General features: G+C 62.7%; 11 protein-coding genes. 9 read left to right on the forward strand and 2 right to left on the reverse strand.

What is annotated here, in order from left to right; all coding sequences use genetic code 11:
• Nucleotides 1-2: 2 nt before the first annotated feature.
• The gene (locus tag AC1DYC_RS10925; protein WP_477406164.1) at nt 3-1931 is read right to left on the reverse strand and encodes an autotransporter assembly complex protein TamA; all 1929 of its coding nucleotides are present in this window, start codon (nt 1929-1931) and stop codon (nt 3-5) included.
• A 279-nt stretch (nt 1932-2210) separates the two neighbouring features.
• Here AC1DYC_RS10925 and AC1DYC_RS10930 point away from each other — a divergent pair, with 279 nt between their 5' ends.
• The 9 genes from AC1DYC_RS10930 to AC1DYC_RS10970 all read left to right on the forward strand — a co-directional run bounded on the left by AC1DYC_RS10930 (nt 2211) and on the right by AC1DYC_RS10970 (nt 16768).
• Complete coding sequence (locus tag AC1DYC_RS10930) at nt 2211-7697, forward strand: alpha-2-macroglobulin family protein (protein WP_477406166.1); 5487 nt, start codon at nt 2211-2213, stop codon at nt 7695-7697.
• Nucleotides 7698-7792: 95 nt separating this feature from the next.
• Nucleotides 7793-9883, forward strand: coding sequence for a penicillin-binding protein 1C (gene pbpC / locus AC1DYC_RS10935; protein WP_477406168.1), 2091 nt, complete (start codon nt 7793-7795; stop codon nt 9881-9883).
• A gap of 181 nt (nt 9884-10064) precedes the next feature.
• Nucleotides 10065-10811: a M15 family metallopeptidase gene (locus AC1DYC_RS10940; RefSeq protein WP_477406170.1), complete on the forward strand. Its 747-nt coding sequence runs from the start codon at nt 10065-10067 to the stop codon at nt 10809-10811.
• A 233-nt stretch (nt 10812-11044) separates the two neighbouring features.
• Nucleotides 11045-12073 carry a sulfate ABC transporter substrate-binding protein gene (locus tag AC1DYC_RS10945; RefSeq protein ID WP_477406172.1) on the forward strand — a complete coding sequence of 343 codons (1029 nt, stop codon included), beginning with the start codon at nt 11045-11047 and terminating at the stop codon, nt 12071-12073.
• Nucleotides 12074-12096: 23 nt separating this feature from the next.
• The gene (gene cysT / locus AC1DYC_RS10950; RefSeq protein WP_477406174.1) at nt 12097-12948 is read left to right on the forward strand and encodes a sulfate ABC transporter permease subunit CysT; all 852 of its coding nucleotides are present in this window, start codon (nt 12097-12099) and stop codon (nt 12946-12948) included.
• Entirely contained in the window at nt 12941-13825 is an 885-nt protein-coding gene (gene cysW, locus AC1DYC_RS10955; protein ID WP_477406175.1) for a sulfate ABC transporter permease subunit CysW, read from the forward strand. The genes cysT and cysW overlap by 8 nt, the downstream gene beginning before the upstream one ends.
• A 12-nt stretch (nt 13826-13837) precedes the next feature.
• Nucleotides 13838-14878, forward strand: coding sequence for a sulfate/molybdate ABC transporter ATP-binding protein (locus AC1DYC_RS10960; protein ID WP_477406177.1), 1041 nt, complete (start codon nt 13838-13840; stop codon nt 14876-14878).
• 191 nt (nt 14879-15069) lie between these two features.
• A complete protein-coding gene (locus tag AC1DYC_RS10965) occupies nt 15070-16056 on the forward strand; it encodes a sulfate ABC transporter substrate-binding protein (RefSeq protein WP_477406179.1) in 987 nt (328 codons plus the stop codon).
• Between the two features lie 262 nt (nt 16057-16318).
• The gene (locus AC1DYC_RS10970; protein ID WP_112394487.1) at nt 16319-16768 is read left to right on the forward strand and encodes an RrF2 family transcriptional regulator; all 450 of its coding nucleotides are present in this window, start codon (nt 16319-16321) and stop codon (nt 16766-16768) included.
• A gap of 131 nt (nt 16769-16899) precedes the next feature.
• Here AC1DYC_RS10970 and AC1DYC_RS10975 read toward each other — a convergent pair whose 3' ends face one another.
• A complete protein-coding gene (locus AC1DYC_RS10975) occupies nt 16900-18723 on the reverse strand; it encodes a phospholipase D-like domain-containing protein (protein ID WP_477406181.1) in 1824 nt (607 codons plus the stop codon).
• Nucleotides 18724-18816 lie beyond the last annotated feature (93 nt).

Here is an 18816-nt window from a genome sequence, read left to right on the forward strand (position 1 = left end):
CGTCAGAACGCCTGTCCGATGCCGGCATAGATGCCGAAACGCGGATCGCCACGTTCGCGGTTGAGCGGCAGCGCGGCGTCGATGCGCAGCGGCCCGAACGGCGTGATGTAGCGCAAGCCGACGCCGGCGCCGACCTTCATGTCGGAAAAGTCGGGCGTCGATTTGGTCGAGACAGTGCCGGCGTCGACGAACGGCACGATGCCGATCGTGTCGGTGATCGCGATGCGCATCTCGACCGATGTCTCGAAGAAGGACAGCCCGCCGATCGGCTTGTTGTTTATGTCCCTCGGACCAATGCCTTGGTAGGAATAGCCGCGCACCGAACCGCCGCCGCCGGAATAGAAGCGCCGGTCGGCCGGAACATGTTCGAGGCTGGTGCCGACGATCGAACCCACCGCAACGCGTTCGGCGAGCACGAATTTCGAAGCCGTATCGACCGACTGATAGGCAGACCCCTCGCCCTTCAGCTTGAGGAAGGCAGCACCGCTCATAATGTCGTAGCTCGGCTCGGCATAGGCCAGCACCCTGAAGCCGCTGGTCGGATTGAGGCGGTTGTCCCTGTTATCATAGACATATTGCAGCGGAATGCTGGCGATCAGGTAATTGTGCTTGCCGAAGGCGTCGGTGACCCTGGAATAGTCGAGCGCGATTTCGACCGAAACCGTCTGCTTCTTGTCGATGTCATAGGACAGGCCGGTGCTGCCCTTGACCGAGAAATGGTCGTAAGCGTCGGGATGTTCGAACACGGTCTTGACGCTGGCGATGAATTTCGAGGCTGGCCCAACCACGCCCGGCTTTTCGAACATGATGCCGGCATTGTAGTTGAGTTCGCCGAGATCATTGCTGCCGATGCCGCTGATCTTGCCGTCGATACGCAGCTTTTCGGCCCGGCCGAACAGATTGCGATGGCCCCAATAGCCTTCGAGGCCAAGCCCTTCGGTGTTGGAGACGGTGCCACCGACGCCGAAATAGCGCGGCTTGCGCTCGCTGACCTGGACGCCGATCGGGATGTTGCCGTCGGCGTCTAGCTTCTCGGCTTCCTTCAGCGTGACGCTGTTGAACACTTCGAGCCCAAGCAGCCGGTCGCGGGCATCGTCGATCTCGTCAGGCGAATATTGCCGGCCGCGTTTCAGCCCGGTCATGTATTCGGTGAACTCGCGATCGACCTTCTCGGTGCCCTCGACGGTGGTGTCGCCATAGCCGGCTACCGGACCTGCGGCCACCGTCAGCGTCACGTCGAGCGTCGAAGTGTTGTGCTCGGCGACGATCTGCCGGTCGGTTACACGGGCCAGCGGCCGGCCCTCCTGCTTCAGCGCCCGCACGATCAGCGCCTCGGCCTTGAGCACAGCGCCCGAACCGGCATCGCCGCCGGCGATCAGGCCGAAATCGGCGCTCGCCAGCCCAGCCGCATCGCCTTCCAGCCGGATGTTGCCGAGCGTGAATCTGGGCCCGCTGGCGATGCTGATCACCACCGGAATCGGCTGCGGACCTGTGAATTCGGCGTCCGGCGGCAAATCGTCGAGCGCCTTGCCCTGGATGGTGATGGTGACGACGCCTTCATAGCGGGCATCCGCATAAAGCGCCGCGACCAGCTGCTCGCGGTCGCTGCGCGCCTTGGCCAGCAGGCCGAGCGAACCGGAGACCGGGCGACCCTCGTCGGCTTTCAGCGTCGAGGCGTTTTCGAGCTTCTTGACCAGATCCTTGTCGGCATCGGGAACTTCGATGCTGACCGAATAGCGCAGCGGGTCGACGATATCGGCGTCCTCGTCGTTGGACGAACCCCACAATTTGATGCCGAAAATCTCGAAGGCGGCCGCCGATCCCGATTCGGCGGCGAGCACGGTCGAACACACCAACGCCAAAATCAGCGCGCGCCAAAGCGCACGCCGTGGCGCGGTTCCTTTCGACATCTGCGCTTCACACGCCGGCATTAAGACAACCTAGGTTACAAAACTAAAATTGGAATGAAGTTTTGAAGCGCTCGTAAAGGGGCCACAATCCAATTGTCTGAAATAGGCAGGGCTTGGAATTCACACCTTTTGCGTTGCCGCAAGAAAGCGTGATCCCTTTCCCTGTGGATGAACTATCGGCATACCGGTCATTGGCCGGCTTGGGAACCGTTGGCAGGCGGAAACCTGCCCGTCCTCGTGTTGACAAGCTTGACTGAAGCTTGAACAAGCCTTGGACGTCAGCAGTGTCTGGAGGGTGTTATGGCAATGCGCGCGGCTCGTGGTCTGTCTATCCTGATCCTTCTCTTTTTCGCCTGGGGAGCTATCGCGCAAGCGGCAGAAGCCCGCCGGGTGGTGACCTCAAACAATTCCGACTATTTCGGTTTCGATCTCAGATCGGACCAGAATGTCAGCCTAGATCAGTGCAAGACCACATGCCTCGGCGACCCCGCCTGCCGCGCCTTTACTTACAACACCAAGGCCAAATGGTGCTTTCTCAAATCCGACTATAACCAGTTGAAACCGTTCAGTGGTGCGGTTGCCGGCAAGGTCGTCAACGTCGATGGCGACCCCGATATCGGCGCCCCGCCGGCACTCACTTTCTTTCCCAACTGGATGGACGACCAGGCCCAGCAATACCGCAACAAGCTGACCGATCCGGCCTATGACAAGCCGACCGAGGGCCTGGAAGCGCTCCGCGCCGCGGCCGAACAGGCCGCGCTGACCGGCGACCATGGCCAGGCCATGAACAAATACGAGGCCGCGGTTTCGGTCCTGCCCGATGACGGCCAGCTCTGGCTCGGCCTGGCGCGCGAAACGTTGGCCATACAGCCGGCTAGCGGCAGCTCCGAATCCTACAATCTGCCGGTCAAAGGCACCTCCGCCGCCATCAACGCCTACAAACTGCTGCGCACCACCAAGACCCGCGCGGAAGTGCTGGCGCTGCTCGGCAACGGCCTAGACCGCCGCGATCTCTACCGTCCGGCCCTGCAGGCCTATGAAGCGAGCCTCGCCCTGGTCAGTTCGCCGGCAGTCAAGGCCGAATATGAGGACCTCAAGGCCCGCAAGGGCTTCCGCGTCATCGATCATTCGGTCGACGCCGACACCAGCGCGCCGCGCATCTGCGCGCAGTTTTCCGAGGAACTGGTCAAGACCGGCGTCGATTACGCCCAGTTCGTCACCGTCGACAACCAGCCGCCCAAGGGCGTCGAAGCCAAGGACAAGCAGATCTGCGTCGAAGGCCTGGAACATGGCCAGCATTACGAAGTGACCTTCCGCGCCGGCCTGCCGGCGGCTATCGGCGAGGTCACCGCCGCCCCGGTGGTGTTGTCTATCTATGTCCAGGACCGCGCGCCGTCCGCCCGCTTCACCGGCGACAGCTTCGTGCTGCCGGCCGGCGCCCGCCGCGGCATTCCGGTCGTGACCGTCAACATGACCGCCGCGCAGATGAAGCTCTACCGCATCGGCGATCGTTCGCTGGCGCAGCTTCTGTCCGGTTACCAGTTCCTGAAGCAGCTCGACGGCTACGACATCTCAAGCATTTCCGACCAGATGGGCGAGCCGGTCTGGCAGGGCCAGCTCGACATCGCCAACGACCTCAACAAGGACGTCACCACCTCGTTCCCGGTCGACGAGGCCTTGCCTCAGCGCAAGCCCGGCGTCTACGTGCTGACCGCGCAACCGGTCAACGCAAATGGCGACGACGACGATTACAATTCGCTTGCCACGCAGTGGTTCGTCGTCTCCGACATCGGTCTGTCGACCTATACCGGCCAGGACGGGTTGAATGTCTTCACCCGCTCGCTCGGCACCGCCAAGCCAATTGCCGGCGCCGAACTGACGCTGCTGGCCAGGAACAATGAAATCCTTGGTACCGCAACGTCGGACGCTGAAGGCCACGCCGTCTTCAACCCCGGCCTGACGCGCGGCGACGGCGGCATGGTGCCTGCCGTGCTGATGGCCAAGCAGGGCGACAACGACTTCGTCTTTCTCGACATGGGCCGCGCCGGCTTCGATCTTTCCGATCGCGGCGTCTCCGGACGTGCCGCACCTGGCGCGCTCGATGTCTATGCCTGGACCGAACGCGGCATCTACCGCGCCGGCGAGGATGTGCATGTCGCGGCCCTTGCCCGTGACGGCGCCTCCAAGGCGGTCGAGAACCTGCCGCTGACCTTCATCTTCACCCGTCCCGACGGCGTCGAGAACCGCCGCATTGTCGCCGACGGCGTCTCGGCCGGCGGCTATGCCGTCGACCTGCCGCTTGAAGCCAACGCCATGCGTGGCACCTGGACGGTGTCGATCTACACCGATCCCAAGCAGGCCGCCGTTTCCAGCCAGATGTTCCTGGTCGAAGACTTCGTGCCGGATCGCATCGAATTCGACATGAAGTCCGACAAGCAGGAGATCGCCCAGGGCGAAACAGCCAACATCAACATTGACGGCCGCTTCCTCTATGGCGCGCCGGCTGCCGGCCTGGCACTGGAAGGCGAACTGACGCTGTCGACAGCGCGCGACTGGGACCGTTTCGCCGGCTATTCGTTCGGCCTCGCCGACGAACAGTCGGCCGAGCCTTCGGTCACCCCGTTCACCGGTCTTCCCGTGGTCGGCGATGACGGCAAGGCGACCTTCCCGGTCACGGTCGATCAGTTGCCCGCGACGACCAAGCTGGTCGACGCCAAGGTGACCGTGCGCATGCGCGAAACCGGCGGTCGCGCCATCGAGCGCTCGCTCAACATCGGCATCCGCCCGCAAGGCCACATGATCGGCATCCGCCCTGATTTCGAGGACAATGAAGTGCCGCAGGGCGGCACCGCCAAGTTCAGCCTGATCGCGGTCGACCCCGACGGCAAGCGCGAAACGCTGAAAGGCGCACAGTGGTCGCTGGTCAAGGTCGAACGCAATTACCAGTGGTACCGCTCCAACAACTCCTGGAACTACGAGCCGGTGACCTTCACCAAGTCGATCGCCAACGGCACCGTCGACCTCAACGCCGATGCCGAGGCGACCGTGACGATGCCAGTCGACTGGGGCCAGTACCGGCTCGAGATCGAGACCGCCGACCCCGAGGGTCCGGCAACCAGCTATGAGTTCGACGCCGGCTGGTATGTCTCTTCGACCTCCACCGAAACGCCCGACGGGCTCGAAATCGCCCTCGACAAGGACGCTTATGCCGCTGGCGAAGTGGCCAAGCTGAAAGTGTCGCCGCATTTTGCCGGCGAACTGCTGGTCACCATCGGCGCCGACAAGCTGCTCAAAACCGTCACGGCAACCGTTCCGGCCGGCGGCAGCACGGTCGACATCCCCGTCGGCGACGACTGGGGTGCCGGCGCCTACATCACCGCAACCCTGTTCCGCCCCGGCGATGCGCAGGAGACGCGCATGCCGGCGCGCGCCATCGGCGTGAAATGGCTGACGGTCGATCCGGGCTCGAAGAAGCTCGCCGTCACCTTGACGCCGCCGGACAAGACCATGCCGCGCCAGCAGCTGTCGATCCCCGTTTCGGTCGCCGGCGTGGCGCCTGGCAGCAATGCCTATGTCACGGTCGCGGCCGTCGATGTCGGCATTTTGAACCTCACCAACTACAAGGTGCCGGATCCGGAGGACTGGTATTTCGGCCAGCGCATGCTGGGGCTTGAAGTCCGCGATATCTATGGCCGCCTCATCGACGGCTCGCTCGGCACCACCGGCAAGCTCAGGACCGGCGGTGACGGCGCCGCCATGCAGACGCAAGGCAGCCCGCCAACCGAAAAGCTGGTGGCCTTCTTCTCCGGCCCGGTCCAGCTCGACGCCGACGGCAAGGCAAGGATCGACTTCGATATCCCGCAGTTCAACGGCACCGTGCGCGTCATGGCTGTCGCCTGGACCAACGATGCCGTCGGCCATGCCACGACCGACGTCATTGTCCGCGATCCGGTGGTGATCACTGCCGGCCTGCCGCGCTTCCTGGCGCCCGGCGATGCCGCCGTCATGCGGCTCGACGTTGCCGACACGGACGGCCCGGAAGGCGACTATGCCCTGTCGATCGCAACGACAGGCGACCTCTCGACCGGTGACAAGCCGCTGCCCGAAAAGCTGACGCTGGCCAAGGGCAAGCGCCAGACGCTGACCGTGCCGCTGATTGCACAGACCGCGGGCAATGCCTCGATCACCATCAAGCTCGCCCATGGCGACGGCACCGCCGTCGAACAGACGCTCTATGTGCCGGTGCGTCCGGCGCAATTGCCGGTCACCACCCGGCTGGTCGTCGACCTCAAGGGCAATGGCGGTTCGCTGCGCGTCGACAAGGAACTGCTCGCGGCAAGCCTGCTCGACGGCGCCTCGGTCAGCGTCGGCGTTTCGCAGGCAGCCGCCTTCGACGTGCCGTCGCTGCTGATGACGCTCGACCGCTACCCCTATGGTTGCGCCGAGCAGACCACCAGCCGCGCCATGCCGCTGCTCTACGTCAACGATCTGGCGTCCTCCATCGGCATGGCAAGCGACCCCGATCTGCACGACCGCGTCCAGGCCGCCATCTACAAGGTGCTGAGCTACCAGGCTTCTGCCGGCAGCTTCGGCTTGTGGGGTCCGGGCTCCGGCGACCTGTGGCTCGACTCCTATGTCACGGACTTCCTGACCCGGGCGCGCGAGCAGAACTACGACGTGCCGGCCCTGGCGATGAGCCAGGCGCTGAGCAACCTGCAGAACTCGGTCGGTTACGACCAGGACGTTCAGGACCGCGGCAGCGAAATCGCCTACGCGCTCTATGTCCTGGCTCGCAACAAGAAGGCCTCGGTCGGCGATCTGCGCTACTACGCCGACACCAAGCTGGAAGCCTTCTCGAGCCCGATGGCCGTCGCCCAGCTGGCGGCGAGCCTGGCGCTCTACGGCGACGCGCAGCGTTCGGAAGCGACCTTCCAGACGGCGCTGCAGCTGGCCAAGGCGACCACCGAGTACGACTACTACCGGTCCGACTATGGCTCGCGGCTGCGTGACGGCGCCGCGATCCTGGCGCTCGCCGCCGAATCGAAGCCGGTGCCGACCATCGTGCCGGAGTTGATCAAGCTGGTGGCGAGGGAACGCGCCGATGCCCGCTGGACCAGCACGCAGGACGAGTCCTGGATGCTGCTGGCGGCCCGTGCGCTGAAGTCGGGCAACGACTCGATCAAGCTGTCGGTCAACGGCGCGCCGCATGCCGGTGGTTATTCCACTCAAGTAAGCGGCAGCGATATCGCCGACAGCCCGCTGACCATCGCCAACACCGGCTCGACGCCGCTGCAGGCGGTTGTCACCACGGTCGCCTCGCCGGTCGAGCCTTTGCCGGCCGGTGGCGACGGCTTCACCATCGATCGCACCTACTACAAGCTCGATGGCACTGAGGCCAACGTCACCGAGGCGACGCAGAACGAACGCTACGTGGTCGTGCTCAAGATCTACGAGCAGAACCGCTGGCCGTCGCGCCTGCTGATCACCGACCTGTTGCCGGCCGGCTTCGAAATCGACAATCCGGGCCTGGTTTCCAGCGCCCAGCTGTCGAACTTCACCTGGCTGGCGCAGACCGACGCTGCCCATCTCGAATTCCGAGACGACCGTTTCGTCGCGGCATTCAACCCCAATGACGGCGACGGCGACCGCAACATCATGCTGGCCTATGTCGTGCGTGCGGTGACGCCGGGCACCTATGCCCACCCGGCAGCCACGGTGGAGGACATGTACCGGCCGCAATATTCGGCCCGCACCGCCACCGGCATGATGGAGATCAAGGCGCCGTAAGGCGCCTTGGCGAAGATGAACATGCCGACGGCTGCGACAATTTCCTTCTCCCCGTTCGGGGAGAAGGAACCAGCAGGCGGATGAGGGGCAGCACCATGCTCTCCAGAAAATTTCTCCGTCGAACAGGCATCGCCGCAGCTTCCCTCGCGGGCTTTGCGGCAATCGCTGCTGCTTCTCTCTGGCAGCTCGACCGCGCCTACCCACCACCCCTGCCCGAAAAACTCGCCGTCTCGACCGAAGTCCAGGACCGCGACGGCCAGCTCCTGCGCGCCTTCGCCACGCCGGACGGCTACTGGCGGCTCGACACAAGGCTCGACCAGGTCGACAAGCAGTTCGTCGACATGTTGGTCACCTATGAGGACAAGCGCTTCTGGGACCATAAGGGCGTCGACGTGCTGGCGCTGGCACGCGCGGCCGGTCAGCTCGTCACCAACGGCCATATCGTCTCCGGCGGCTCGACACTGTCGATGCAGCTTGCCCGACTGATCGAGCCGCGCGAAAGCCGCAGCCTCGGCTCCAAGCTCAAGCAGATGCTGCGCGCCATCCAGATCGAGCGGCGGCTGTCCAAGCAGGAGATCCTCGAAAGCTACCTGACCTTGGCGCCCTATGGCGGCAATCTCGAAGGCGTGCGCGCGGCCTCGCTCGCCTATTTCGGCAAGGAGCCGAAGCGGCTGACGGTCTCGGAAGCGGCCTTGCTGGTGGCGCTGCCGCAATTGCCGGAAAAGCGCCGCCCCGACCGCAATCTCGACATTGCGCACGCCGCCCGCGACCGCGTGCTGACACGCATGGTTTCATCCGGCTTGCTTGGCGAGCGCGAGGCCGCGCGCGCAGCGCTTGACGATGTCTCGGGCCTGCGCCGCAAGCTGCCGGCGCTGGCGCCGCACGCCGCCTATGCCATGCTGCCCAAGGCAGTGCCGGGCAAGCCGCTGCAGCTGACGATCCGCAAAAGCGTCCAGCAAGGGCTGGAGCAGGTGGCACGCGATGCCGCCATCAAGCTCGGCCCTCGCCTCTCGGTCGCCATGGTGATGGCCGATGCCCGCACCGGTGACATCCTCGGCGAAGTCGGTTCTGCCGATTTCTTCGATGCAAGCCGCTCCGGCTGGATTGATATGACCAAGATCGTGCGCTCGCCCGGCTCGACGCTAAAACCGTTCATCTATGGGCTCGCCTTCGAGCAGGGGTTGGTGGCACAGGAAATGCTGATCGAGGACAGCCCGGTCGATTTCGGCGGCTACCGGCCGAAGAATTTCGACATGGGCTACCAGGGCGATGTCTCGATCCGCCAGGCACTCCAGCTGTCGCTCAACGTGCCGGCGATCCGTGTGCTTGACTCGGTCGGTCCGGCACGGCTGATGGCGCGCTTCCGCCAGGCCGGCGTTAGTCCGGTGCTGCCGGTCAACGAGGCGCCGGGCCTTGCTATCGGCCTTGGCGGCGTCGGCGTGACGCTGCGCGATCTGGTCCAGCTCTATACCGGGCTCGCCAATGGCGGCAAGGCGAACACGCTGCATGACGGCACCGAACCGGCCAATGCCGAGCGCACCACCGCCACCATCCTCGACGCCCAGGCGAACTGGCAGATCACCGACATATTGTCGGGCGTGAAGCCACCCGAGGGCGCCTTGCAACGCGGCATCGCCTACAAGACCGGCACGTCCTATGGCTACCGCGATGCCTGGTCGGTCGGCTTCGACGGCCGCTACGTGTTGGGCGTCTGGGTCGGCCGCGCAGATGCGGGTGCCGTACCCGGCCTGTCCGGCTATGTCTCGGCCGCTCCCATCCTGTTCGGAGGCTTCGTCCGCTCCGGCCTCGCCGCCGTGCCGCTGCCTGGCCAGCCGGCCGGCGTCGTCAAGGCCAAGCGCGAAGACCTGCCGGTGACCCTGGCCCGTTTCGGCGCCGGCGCCGACGGGCTGGTGCAGGCAGGCCCGACCGAACCGGCGCCGACCATCATCTTTCCGCCCAACGGCGCCCGCGTCGATCTTGCCACCAACTCCGCCGAGGCCTCGCCGCTGGTGCTGAAACTGCAAGGCGGCCGCGCGCCGTTTCGCTGGCTTGCAAACGGCAAGCCGCTGGTCGGCATCGACCGCCGCCGCACAGCGACCTGGCTGCCCGACGGCGCCGGCTATTCGACGCTGACCGTCATTGATGCCGCAGGACGTGCGGCAAGCGTGAAGGTGTTCGTTGAATAGATGGCGCCAAGCGATTCAGGGGATTGGGCTTCTTCGCCTAAAACCCGGCGCGAGGCACCCCCCTCTGCCCTGCCGGGCATCTCCCGCTCAAGGGGGGAGATTGGCAGCTTCAGCGTCGTGCGCTGCCCTCGACCGTTGGCGAAAGCGGTGCGCATATCTGATCTTCCCCCTTGAGGGGGAGATGGCCGGCAGGCCAGAGGGGGGTGGCTCGCACCATACTTTGCGCAGTGTCGCTGCCATTCTCGCCACTTTGCTGGCAACCCTCCCCGCCGCCGCCGATCCCCTGCCCGCCGGCTTTGTCCGCCTGGCCGATGTCGACCCCACAATCCGCCAGGACATCCGCTATTCCGGCCTGGAAAACTTCCTGCATCGCAAGGCCGACGGCTACGACGCGCCAGTCTGCATCCTCACCCGTCAGACGGCGCAAGCGCTGTCCGGCGTGCAGAAAGCGCTCGCTTCTGACGGCCTGACGCTGGTCGTCTTCGACTGCTACCGCCCGGCCCGCGCCGTCGCCGACATGGGCAAATGGACCAGAGAAGGTGGCCCGCCCGACCCGCAATGGTATCCCGAGGTCAAGCGCGGCGATCTCATCGCCAAGGGCTATATCGGCGAACTGTCCACCCATTCACGCGGCTCGACCGTCGATGTCGCCATCGCCCGCAGCGACGGCAAAAGCACGTCGTCCGCCGCCTGTGGTGCGACCGGCGCCGGCACGCTCGATTTCGGCACCAGCTTCGACTGCTTCGATCCTACAAGCGAAACGGCCCACCGCCCATTGGCAACAGAGGCGGCGGAAAACCGTAAAATACTGCTCGATGCCATGCGCGCCGGCGGCTTCAAGAATTATGCGCGCGAGTGGTGGCACTACACGCTGGCAAACGAACCGTTTCCAAAGCAGCGCTTCGACTTCCCCGTCACTGCGAATTGAAACCACCCAGATGCTAGGGCGAATCTCGGCCGCAGCGGCCTTGCCTCCGCGCGGCCCGCTTCTAAATAGCGCCGGACCGGCCTGGAGTCAGCCCGGGCTAATATGAGGAAAATGTTTCCTCTCAGCGTAGAATATCGGCGAAAAATTGCTTCGGAGGGCCAAAAAAGGCAACGTTGAATGCATCTAATTTCTATCAATTCGATAGAGTTCAGCCGTCATCAACGGAGGCGGAAATGACCAAACCTCATTTCAGGAAACTGCTCGGCGCACTGGTCGCCACATCGATCCAGTTCGGCACGCTCGGTTTCGCGTTTGCCGATACCACCATTCTCAACGTGTCCTACGATCCGACACGCGAACTCTACAAGGCCTATGACGAGGCGTTCGCCGCGCACTGGAAGGCCGAAACCGGCGAGACGGTCACCATCCAGCAATCGCATGGCGGCTCCGGCGCCCAGGCCCGCGCCGTGATCGACGGCCTCGACGCCGATGTGGTGACGCTGGCGCTCGAAGGCGACATCAACGCCATCGTCACCAAGTCGAAGAAGATCAATCCGGACTGGCGCAAGAAGTTCGAGAACAATTCAGCCCCCTACACCTCGACCATCATCTTCCTGGTCCGCAAGGGCAACCCGAAGGGCATCCATGACTGGAGCGATCTGGTCAAGGACGGTGTCCAGGTGATCACGCCGAACCCGAAGACGTCGGGCGGCGCGCGCTGGAATTACCTTGCCGCCTGGGCCTACGCCAACGCCAATGATGGCGGCGACGAAGCCAAGACCAAGGAATTCGTCGGCAAGCTCTACGCCAATGCTCCGGTGCTCGACACCGGCGCGCGCGGCTCGACCGTAACCTTCGCGCAAAAAGGCATCGGCGATGTGCTGATCGGCTGGGAAAACGACGCCTATCTGGCGCTCAATGAATTCGGCGCCGACAATTTCGAGATCGTCTACCCGCCGACCTCGATCCTGGCCGAGCCGCCGGTGGCGATCGTCGACGCCAATGTCGACGCCAAGGGCACGCGCAAGGTCGCCGAAGCCTATCTCGGCTGGCTCTACTCCAAGGAAGCCCAGACGATCATCGCCAAGAACCACTATCGTCCGGCCAAGCCCGAGCTGGTGGATCCGGCGGATATTCCGAAAACCCCTGAAATCAAGCTGATCTCCATCGACGATCCGCTTTTCGGCGGCTGGAAGAAGGCACAGCCTTATCATTTCGGTGACGGTGGTATATTCGACCAGATCTACAAGCCGGCCCAGTGAGCTAAAATCTAGATCAGGACGACATGACCATAGCACCCGCCAAGGCGGGGTGGCGGTTCAGACAGCCGAGTGTCATTCCGGGTTTCGGACTGACGCTCGGCTTCTCGCTTGCCTACCTCACGCTCATCATCCTCATCCCCTTGTCGGGCCTCGTGTGGCGTTCGGCAGCCCTCGGTTGGACCGATTTCTGGGCGATCGCCACCGATCGCCGGACCCTCAACGCGCTCGAAATCAGCTTCGGCGCCGCCTTCATCGCGGCAGCCGTCAACGTCGTCTTCGGCACGCTCGTCGCCTGGGTGCTGGTGCGCTATCGCTTCCCCGGCCGTCGCATCGTCGATGCCATGGTCGACTTGCCCTTCGCGCTGCCGACCGCTGTCGCCGGTATCGCCTTGACCACGCTCTACGCGCCCAATGGCTGGATCGGCCATCTCCTGGCGCCGCTTGGCATCAAGGTCGCCTATACGCCGCTCGGCATCGTCGTGGCGTTGGTCTTCATCGGCCTGCCCTTCGTCGTGCGCACGGTGCAGCCGATCATGGAGGAGATCGACAAGGAAGTGGAGGAGGCAGCCGCCACGCTCGGCGCCAACCGCTTCCAGATCATCACCCGCATCCTGTTTCCAGGCCTGGCCCCGGCCATTGTCACCGGCTTCTCGCTGGCCTTCGCGCGCGGCGTCGGTGAATACGGCTCGGTCATCTTCATCGCCGGCAACCTGCCCTACAAATCGGAGATCGCGCCGCTTCTGATCGTCATCCGGCTGGAGGAATACAACTATCCGGCGGCGACCGCGATCGCGGCGATCATGCTTCTGCTGTCGTTCGTGATGCTCCTGATCGTCAATCTCGCGCAGTCATGGAGCCGCAAGCGCTATGGCTGATCCCGAGATCAAATCCTACGAGCCGCATCACGAGAGCCAGTCGGCCGCGGTAACCGAAAGCCTGCCGGTGCGGTTGCTGCTGATGGCGGTGGCCTTCGCCTTTCTCGTCATCTTCGTGCTCCTGCCGCTGATCATCGTCTTTCACGAGGCGCTTGCCAAAGGCGTGGGGGCCTACACGGAATCGCTGTCCAACCCCGATACGCGTTCGGCGATCCGGCTGACGCTGCTGGTAGCGGCGATCGCCGTGCCGCTCAACGTCGTCTTCGGCATTTCGGCTGCCTGGGCGATCGCCAAGTTCGAGTTCAAGGGCAAGGCATTCCTGACCACCCTGATCGACCTGCCCTTCTCGGTCTCGCCGGTCATCTCCGGCCTGGTCTATGTGCTTTTGTTCGGCGCGCAGGGGCTGCTGGGCGGTTGGCTGAAGGAGCATGGCATCCAGATCCTGTTCGCCGTGCCGGGCATCGTGCTGGCCACAGTCTTCGTCACCTTCCCCTTCGTTGCCCGCGAACTGATCCCGCTGATGCAGGAACAGGGCAATGGCGATGAAGAGGCGGCGCTCTCGCTCGGCGCCAATGGCTGGCAGACCTTCTGGTATGTGACGCTGCCCAACGTCAAATGGGGATTGCTCTACGGCGTGCTTCTGTGCAACGCCCGCTCGATGGGCGAATTCGGCGCGGTCTCGGTCGTGTCCGGCCACATACGCGGGCTGACGAACACCATGCCGCTGCATGTCGAAATCCTCTACAACGAGTACAACGCCGTTGGCGCTTTTGCCGTCGCTTCGCTGCTTGCCGGCCTGGCTTTGGTGACGCTGGTCTTGAAAACACTTCTCGAGATGCGCTACGGCGCCGAGATCGCCGCGACGCGCGGGCATTAGAGGGTTCTGTAAATGGAAGTTCGCGTTGCCAACGTGCGCAAGGAGTTTGACCGGTTTCCGGCCCTCCATGACGTATCGCTTGACATCAAGTCGGGGGAGTTGATCGCGCTGCTCGGGCCATCCGGCTCCGGCAAGACGACGCTGCTGCGGCTGATTGCCGGCCTGGAACGCCCCACGCGCGGAAAGATCTTCTTTGGCGACGAGGATGCCTCGCAGCGGTCGATCCAGGAACGCAATGTCGGCTTCGTCTTCCAGCACTATGCGCTGTTCCGGCACATGACGGTCGCCGACAATATCGGCTTTGGCCTGAAGGTCCGGCACGGGCCGTCGCGGCCGCCGGCGGCCGAAATCCGCCGCCGCGCATCGGAGCTGCTCGATCTCGTCCAGCTGTCCGGGCTGGAGAAGCGCTATCCCGCGCAGCTTTCCGGCGGCCAGCGCCAGCGTGTGGCCCTCGCCCGCGCCATGGCCATCGAGCCCAAGGTGCTGTTGCTCGACGAGCCGTTCGGCGCGCTTGACGCACAGGTGCGCCGCGAACTGCGCCGCTGGCTGCGTGAGATCCACGACCGCACCGGCCACACCACCGTGTTCGTCACCCACGACCAGGAAGAGGCGCTGGAGCTTGCCGACCGTGTCGTGGTGATGAGCCAGGGCCGCATCGAGCAGGTCGGCTCGGCCGACGAGATCTACGACACGCCGAACTCGCCCTTCGTCTACTCCTTCATCGGTGAATCGAGCACGCTCCCCGTCAAGGTCGAGGACGGCCAGGTCTGGATCGCCGACCGGCCGATCGGGCTCTCGGCGCCGCATGCGCCGAGCGGCGAGGCCGTGCTCTACTTCCGCCCGCACGATGTCGAACTGCTCGACGGCTGCAGCGGCTGTATCGCCGGCACGGTCGCCGCCAGCCGCCGCGTCGCCGGCACCAGGCGCGTCGAACTGGAAATCGGCGGCGAGCGCCAGCGGGTCGAGATCGAACTGCCCGTCGACCATCCGGCGGCGCAGAAGAGCCGGGTAGCGTTCAGGCCGCGGCGCTGGAAACTTTTCCCGGTGGCATAGACATCATCCGCCGACTGGCCGAAGCGAATCCGTTTGGAAGGAAATCCTACCAACCGGCTGTTTCAGCAACGCTTTTTCTCATCACCGCTCAATGGACCCGGACTGCGTGTCTGGCGGTATTGGACATCGTCCTATTATGTTGGCGCGCTATATCGAAGCATTCGAACCGGCATTCCCAAGGAGCCCTTTTCATGAAGCGATTTTTGCTCAGCGTCGCCACCGCCGCCGGCCTGGTGCTCGCCTCCTCGCAAGCCTGGTCGGCCGACAAATTGCTCAACGCCTCCTATGATGTCGGCCGCGAACTGTTCGTCCAGATGAACAAGGCTTTCATCGCCGGTCATCCCGGCGTCACCGTCGACCAGTCGCATGCCGGCACTTCTGCACAGGCGCGTGCGATCGCCGAGGGCCTTGGCGCCGATGTCGTCACCTTCAACCAGGTCACCGACATCGACTTCCTGGTCAAGAAAGGCCTCGTCTCGGCCGACTGGCAGAAGGATTTTCCCGACAACGCCTCGCCCTTCTATTCGCTGCCTTCGTTTCTCGTCCGCGCGGGCAACCCCAAGCACATCAAGGACTGGAACGACCTCGTGCGCGACGACGTCCAGGTGATCTTCCCCAACCCGAAAACCTCGGGAAATGCGCGCTACACCTATCTGGCGGCGACCGCCTACGCCAAGGAAGCCTTCAAGGGCGATGACGCCAAGGTGAAGGAGTTCGTCACCAAGCTGTTCAACAACGTGCCGATCTTCGACACCGGCGGCCGCGCCGCCACCACCACCTTCGTGCAGCGCGAGATCGGCGACGTGCTGATCACCTTCGAGTCGGAGACGCGCGGCATCCGCAAGGAGTATGGCGACGACAAGTTCGAACAGGTCACCCCAACTGTCAGCCTGCTTGCCGAATTCCCGGTGGCGATCGTCGACAAGGTCGCCGACGAGCACGGCACCCGCGACCTCGCCAAATCCTATCTCGACTTCCTCTACACAACGGAGGGCCAGACCATCGCCGCCGAAAATGGCCTGCGCGCCCGCAACGCTGAGGTCGCGGCAAAATACAAGGCAGACTTTCCCAATGTCCGCCTGCTGACGGTGGAAGACGTCTTCGGCGGCTGGGACAAGGTGCAGAAGGAGCATTTCGCCGCCGGCGGCCTGCTCGACCAGACCTATGGCAGCCGCTGACATCGGCAGCCGGGCTGAGAACTGAACAAGAAAGCCGGCTCTTTTGCCGGCTTTTTTCGTTTTGCGCACCTAGAGACTGCTACCCGCCAGAATCCGGCGGCACATGTGAAAAACGTTACAAAGAATCAACGCCTTTGTGCCTAACCTCTCAACCGGGCGGCTTGTTCTACGCGAAACCGGGTTGTTCAGGCGAAACGTCATGATTTGCACACAAACAACCGCCAGATGCGGGTGGTTGGGGTTTTCATGAACTGAATCGGGCATGCTTACCAAAAAAGGCAAATACGGCCTCAAGGCCCTCGTGCATCTTTCCGGCCTGCCGGTCGGCCAGCTTGCATTCGTCAACGACATCGCGGTCGCCAACAACATCCCGAAGAAATTCCTGGATGCCATTCTGGGCGAACTGCGCAATGCCGGCTTCGTTCTGAGCCGCAAGGGCAAGGAAGGCGGCTATCGCCTCGCCCGGCCTGCTTCCGAGATCAAGATCGGCCATGTCGTGCGTGTCCTGGACGGCCCGCTGGCGCCGATCCCGTGCGCCAGCCGCACGCAATACCAGCGCTGCGAGGATTGCGACGAGGCGACCTGCCAGGTCCGGCACATGATGCTGGAAGTGCGCCAGGCAATCGCCGAGGTGCTGGACAACAGAAGCCTCGCCGCCATGCGCGATGCCGACAATGACGATTTTCCGGTCGAACTGACGTCGCAGATCTGATGCCTGTTGCTCAAAAAGTGGCTCGGGCCTTGAGAGCATGCACAAAATAAGTGCTGAAAGCGCGTCGCCTGAATCCGTTCACGCACGACGCGCTCCAGACGCCTGATCGTTGGAGTGGCAGCAGGCTGGGTTCAGCCGGCAAACAACTCCCTGTCCATAAAATGCAGATCGTTGGGATCGAAAAATTTCGCGGCCCACCGATCACTGGTCCCCAGGAACCATCCTGCCGAAGCGGCAGCCTGCTGCTTCACGGCAGCCACCTTCTTGCTTGCCTTCGCCTTGGGACCGGTCGCGGCCCGGTCAAGAAACTCAAAATGGTCTACCAAGGCCAGCGCCTCGATGGCAAAAACCGTCGCCACGTCACCATCCCGGATCGCCAGCAAATTGTCGCCATTCACCTCTTCCCCTTTCAGGGCGAGATTGGACGAGCCACAGTAGACCACAGCGTCAGGACTGTTAAATCCGCACACTACAAACTTGTGGTGCACCTGATGGCCAAGGCCGACGTCGGGCACTTGGTTGAATGGAGGCGGAAGCTGTGTGCCGACCGGCTTGCCGGTGACCAGAACACCGGTCTTCTTGCCTACCTCGTACAGCGATATGCCGTTCGGCGTGTCCGAAATTCCGTAGCTGAAGATCGCCTCGCTTTTATGGACCGCATTGAGGCAATCATAGACCGGATTGTCCAACCCACCATCAAGTTGCATGACCGCAAACAGAACACTGCCTATCCTTCCCTTGACGTCGGCCTCGGCTTTGACACGATCGACAACGCCGCCAAGGACCAGACTGGCGTCGCCAGCGCTGTGCGGCGAGAATGTAATGCTCATCTTGGGAACAGCAGGCGGCTTGAACGACGACGGTTTCGTCGACCACTTTGAAGCCGAAAATGCCGATTTGCTGAGATTGTCAGCCCACGATTCCTCAAAGACACCAGCGTAGGTCTTTGCCACGCCAACATCGTCGAACACGAGAACATGATTGGAATTCACATACAGTCCGGTGACGGAAAAATTGGTCGATCCCGTCAAAACCTTCTGCGGTCCATCGCTATTTGAAACTATGAGAACCTTGTTGTGGGCATAGCGGCCAAACTTGCCACGTTTGATAAGATCGGCACCTGCCCGCTTGATAAACAAAGTTTCGAATTCATCCTCGGGCTTCGGCTTGGCGGCATTGTGGTGGAGTGCCGCATTGTCGAGGATAATCCGAACGCGCTTGCTGGCGCCAAGGTCAAGCAGCGCTTTGACAACGTTCGGCTCGCTCAAGTCATATACAAAGACATCAAGCTTCAGTTTTTTGTTCGACCTTACCTCTTCAAGAATTTCGAAAATCCGATCCTGGGCAGTAAACCCGAGCCACTGATATTGATCATCGAAAGTAAATTTTTCGCCCGCCGCGTTGGTGCCGGACTGTTGTGACGTATCGAAAAGCAGACCGGCATTCTTCGGCTTGATAACGGCATCAAGCCCGAAATGTCGCACAAACGCCTGGGACTGCGTGAATCCACGGGTAAATCCAAGCTTGAGTTTACCCTTGGCAAACGTATCGACCTTGATCTGCAGCTTCACGGTCAGGCTCGGGTTCAGCGGCAGCAACGATCGCTTGTCGTTGAAGTAACGAGGCGTCACATAATAGGTATAGGTTCCGTAGACCGGCTTCAGTCCCTGATGGACGAGACCCGGAACATGCACCCAGCGAAATTTGTGAACAGGCGCATTAATGCTTGAGAACGCAGGCTCAGTGGCAAGCTGGGCATGATCGCCTGGTTTTTCGAAACTCAAATTATTTTGGATATAATACGGATCAATGCCCGGTGGTTTCACCTGTATCGTGAAACCGGAAAGTCTTTTCCTTGCCGCCTCGCCTTCGATATTGAAGGCTAGAAGTGTTTTTGCATCTCCCCGATAAGCTCTGACCGAAAATGCTCCAACTTTTGCCGTTACAGACGTCATTTGATCCCCCTTTGCCCAGGTTTCAAATTCTCAAAATTCGCATGAAAGTGCTGCTCGACGCTGGCCTTTATCCTCTTCACCCCATCAAGACCA

Source organism: Mesorhizobium sp. P2_E7 (assembly GCF_056403855.1).

What these genes read in the sequence shown, in the direction of transcription:
- AC1DYC_RS10960 (WP_477406177.1), top strand. Translation starts at nt 13,838, where the DNA reads ATGGAAGTTCGCGTTGCCAACGTGCGCAAGGAGTTTGACCGGTTTCCG.
- AC1DYC_RS10940 (WP_477406170.1), top strand. Translation starts at nt 10,065, where the DNA reads ATGGCCGGCAGGCCAGAGGGGGGTGGCTCGCACCATACTTTGCGCAGT.
- AC1DYC_RS10925 (WP_477406164.1), bottom strand. Translation starts at nt 1,931, where the DNA reads ATGCCGGCGTGTGAAGCGCAGATGTCGAAAGGAACCGCGCCACGGCGT.
- AC1DYC_RS10975 (WP_477406181.1), bottom strand. Translation starts at nt 18,723, where the DNA reads ATGACGTCTGTAACGGCAAAAGTTGGAGCATTTTCGGTCAGAGCTTAT.
- AC1DYC_RS10965 (WP_477406179.1), top strand. Translation starts at nt 15,070, where the DNA reads ATGAAGCGATTTTTGCTCAGCGTCGCCACCGCCGCCGGCCTGGTGCTC.
- pbpC (WP_477406168.1), top strand. Translation starts at nt 7,793, where the DNA reads ATGCTCTCCAGAAAATTTCTCCGTCGAACAGGCATCGCCGCAGCTTCC.
- cysW (WP_477406175.1), top strand. Translation starts at nt 12,941, where the DNA reads ATGGCTGATCCCGAGATCAAATCCTACGAGCCGCATCACGAGAGCCAG.
- AC1DYC_RS10970 (WP_112394487.1), top strand. Translation starts at nt 16,319, where the DNA reads ATGCTTACCAAAAAAGGCAAATACGGCCTCAAGGCCCTCGTGCATCTT.
- AC1DYC_RS10930 (WP_477406166.1), top strand. Translation starts at nt 2,211, where the DNA reads ATGGCAATGCGCGCGGCTCGTGGTCTGTCTATCCTGATCCTTCTCTTT.
- AC1DYC_RS10945 (WP_477406172.1), top strand. Translation starts at nt 11,045, where the DNA reads ATGACCAAACCTCATTTCAGGAAACTGCTCGGCGCACTGGTCGCCACA.
- cysT (WP_477406174.1), top strand. Translation starts at nt 12,097, where the DNA reads ATGACCATAGCACCCGCCAAGGCGGGGTGGCGGTTCAGACAGCCGAGT.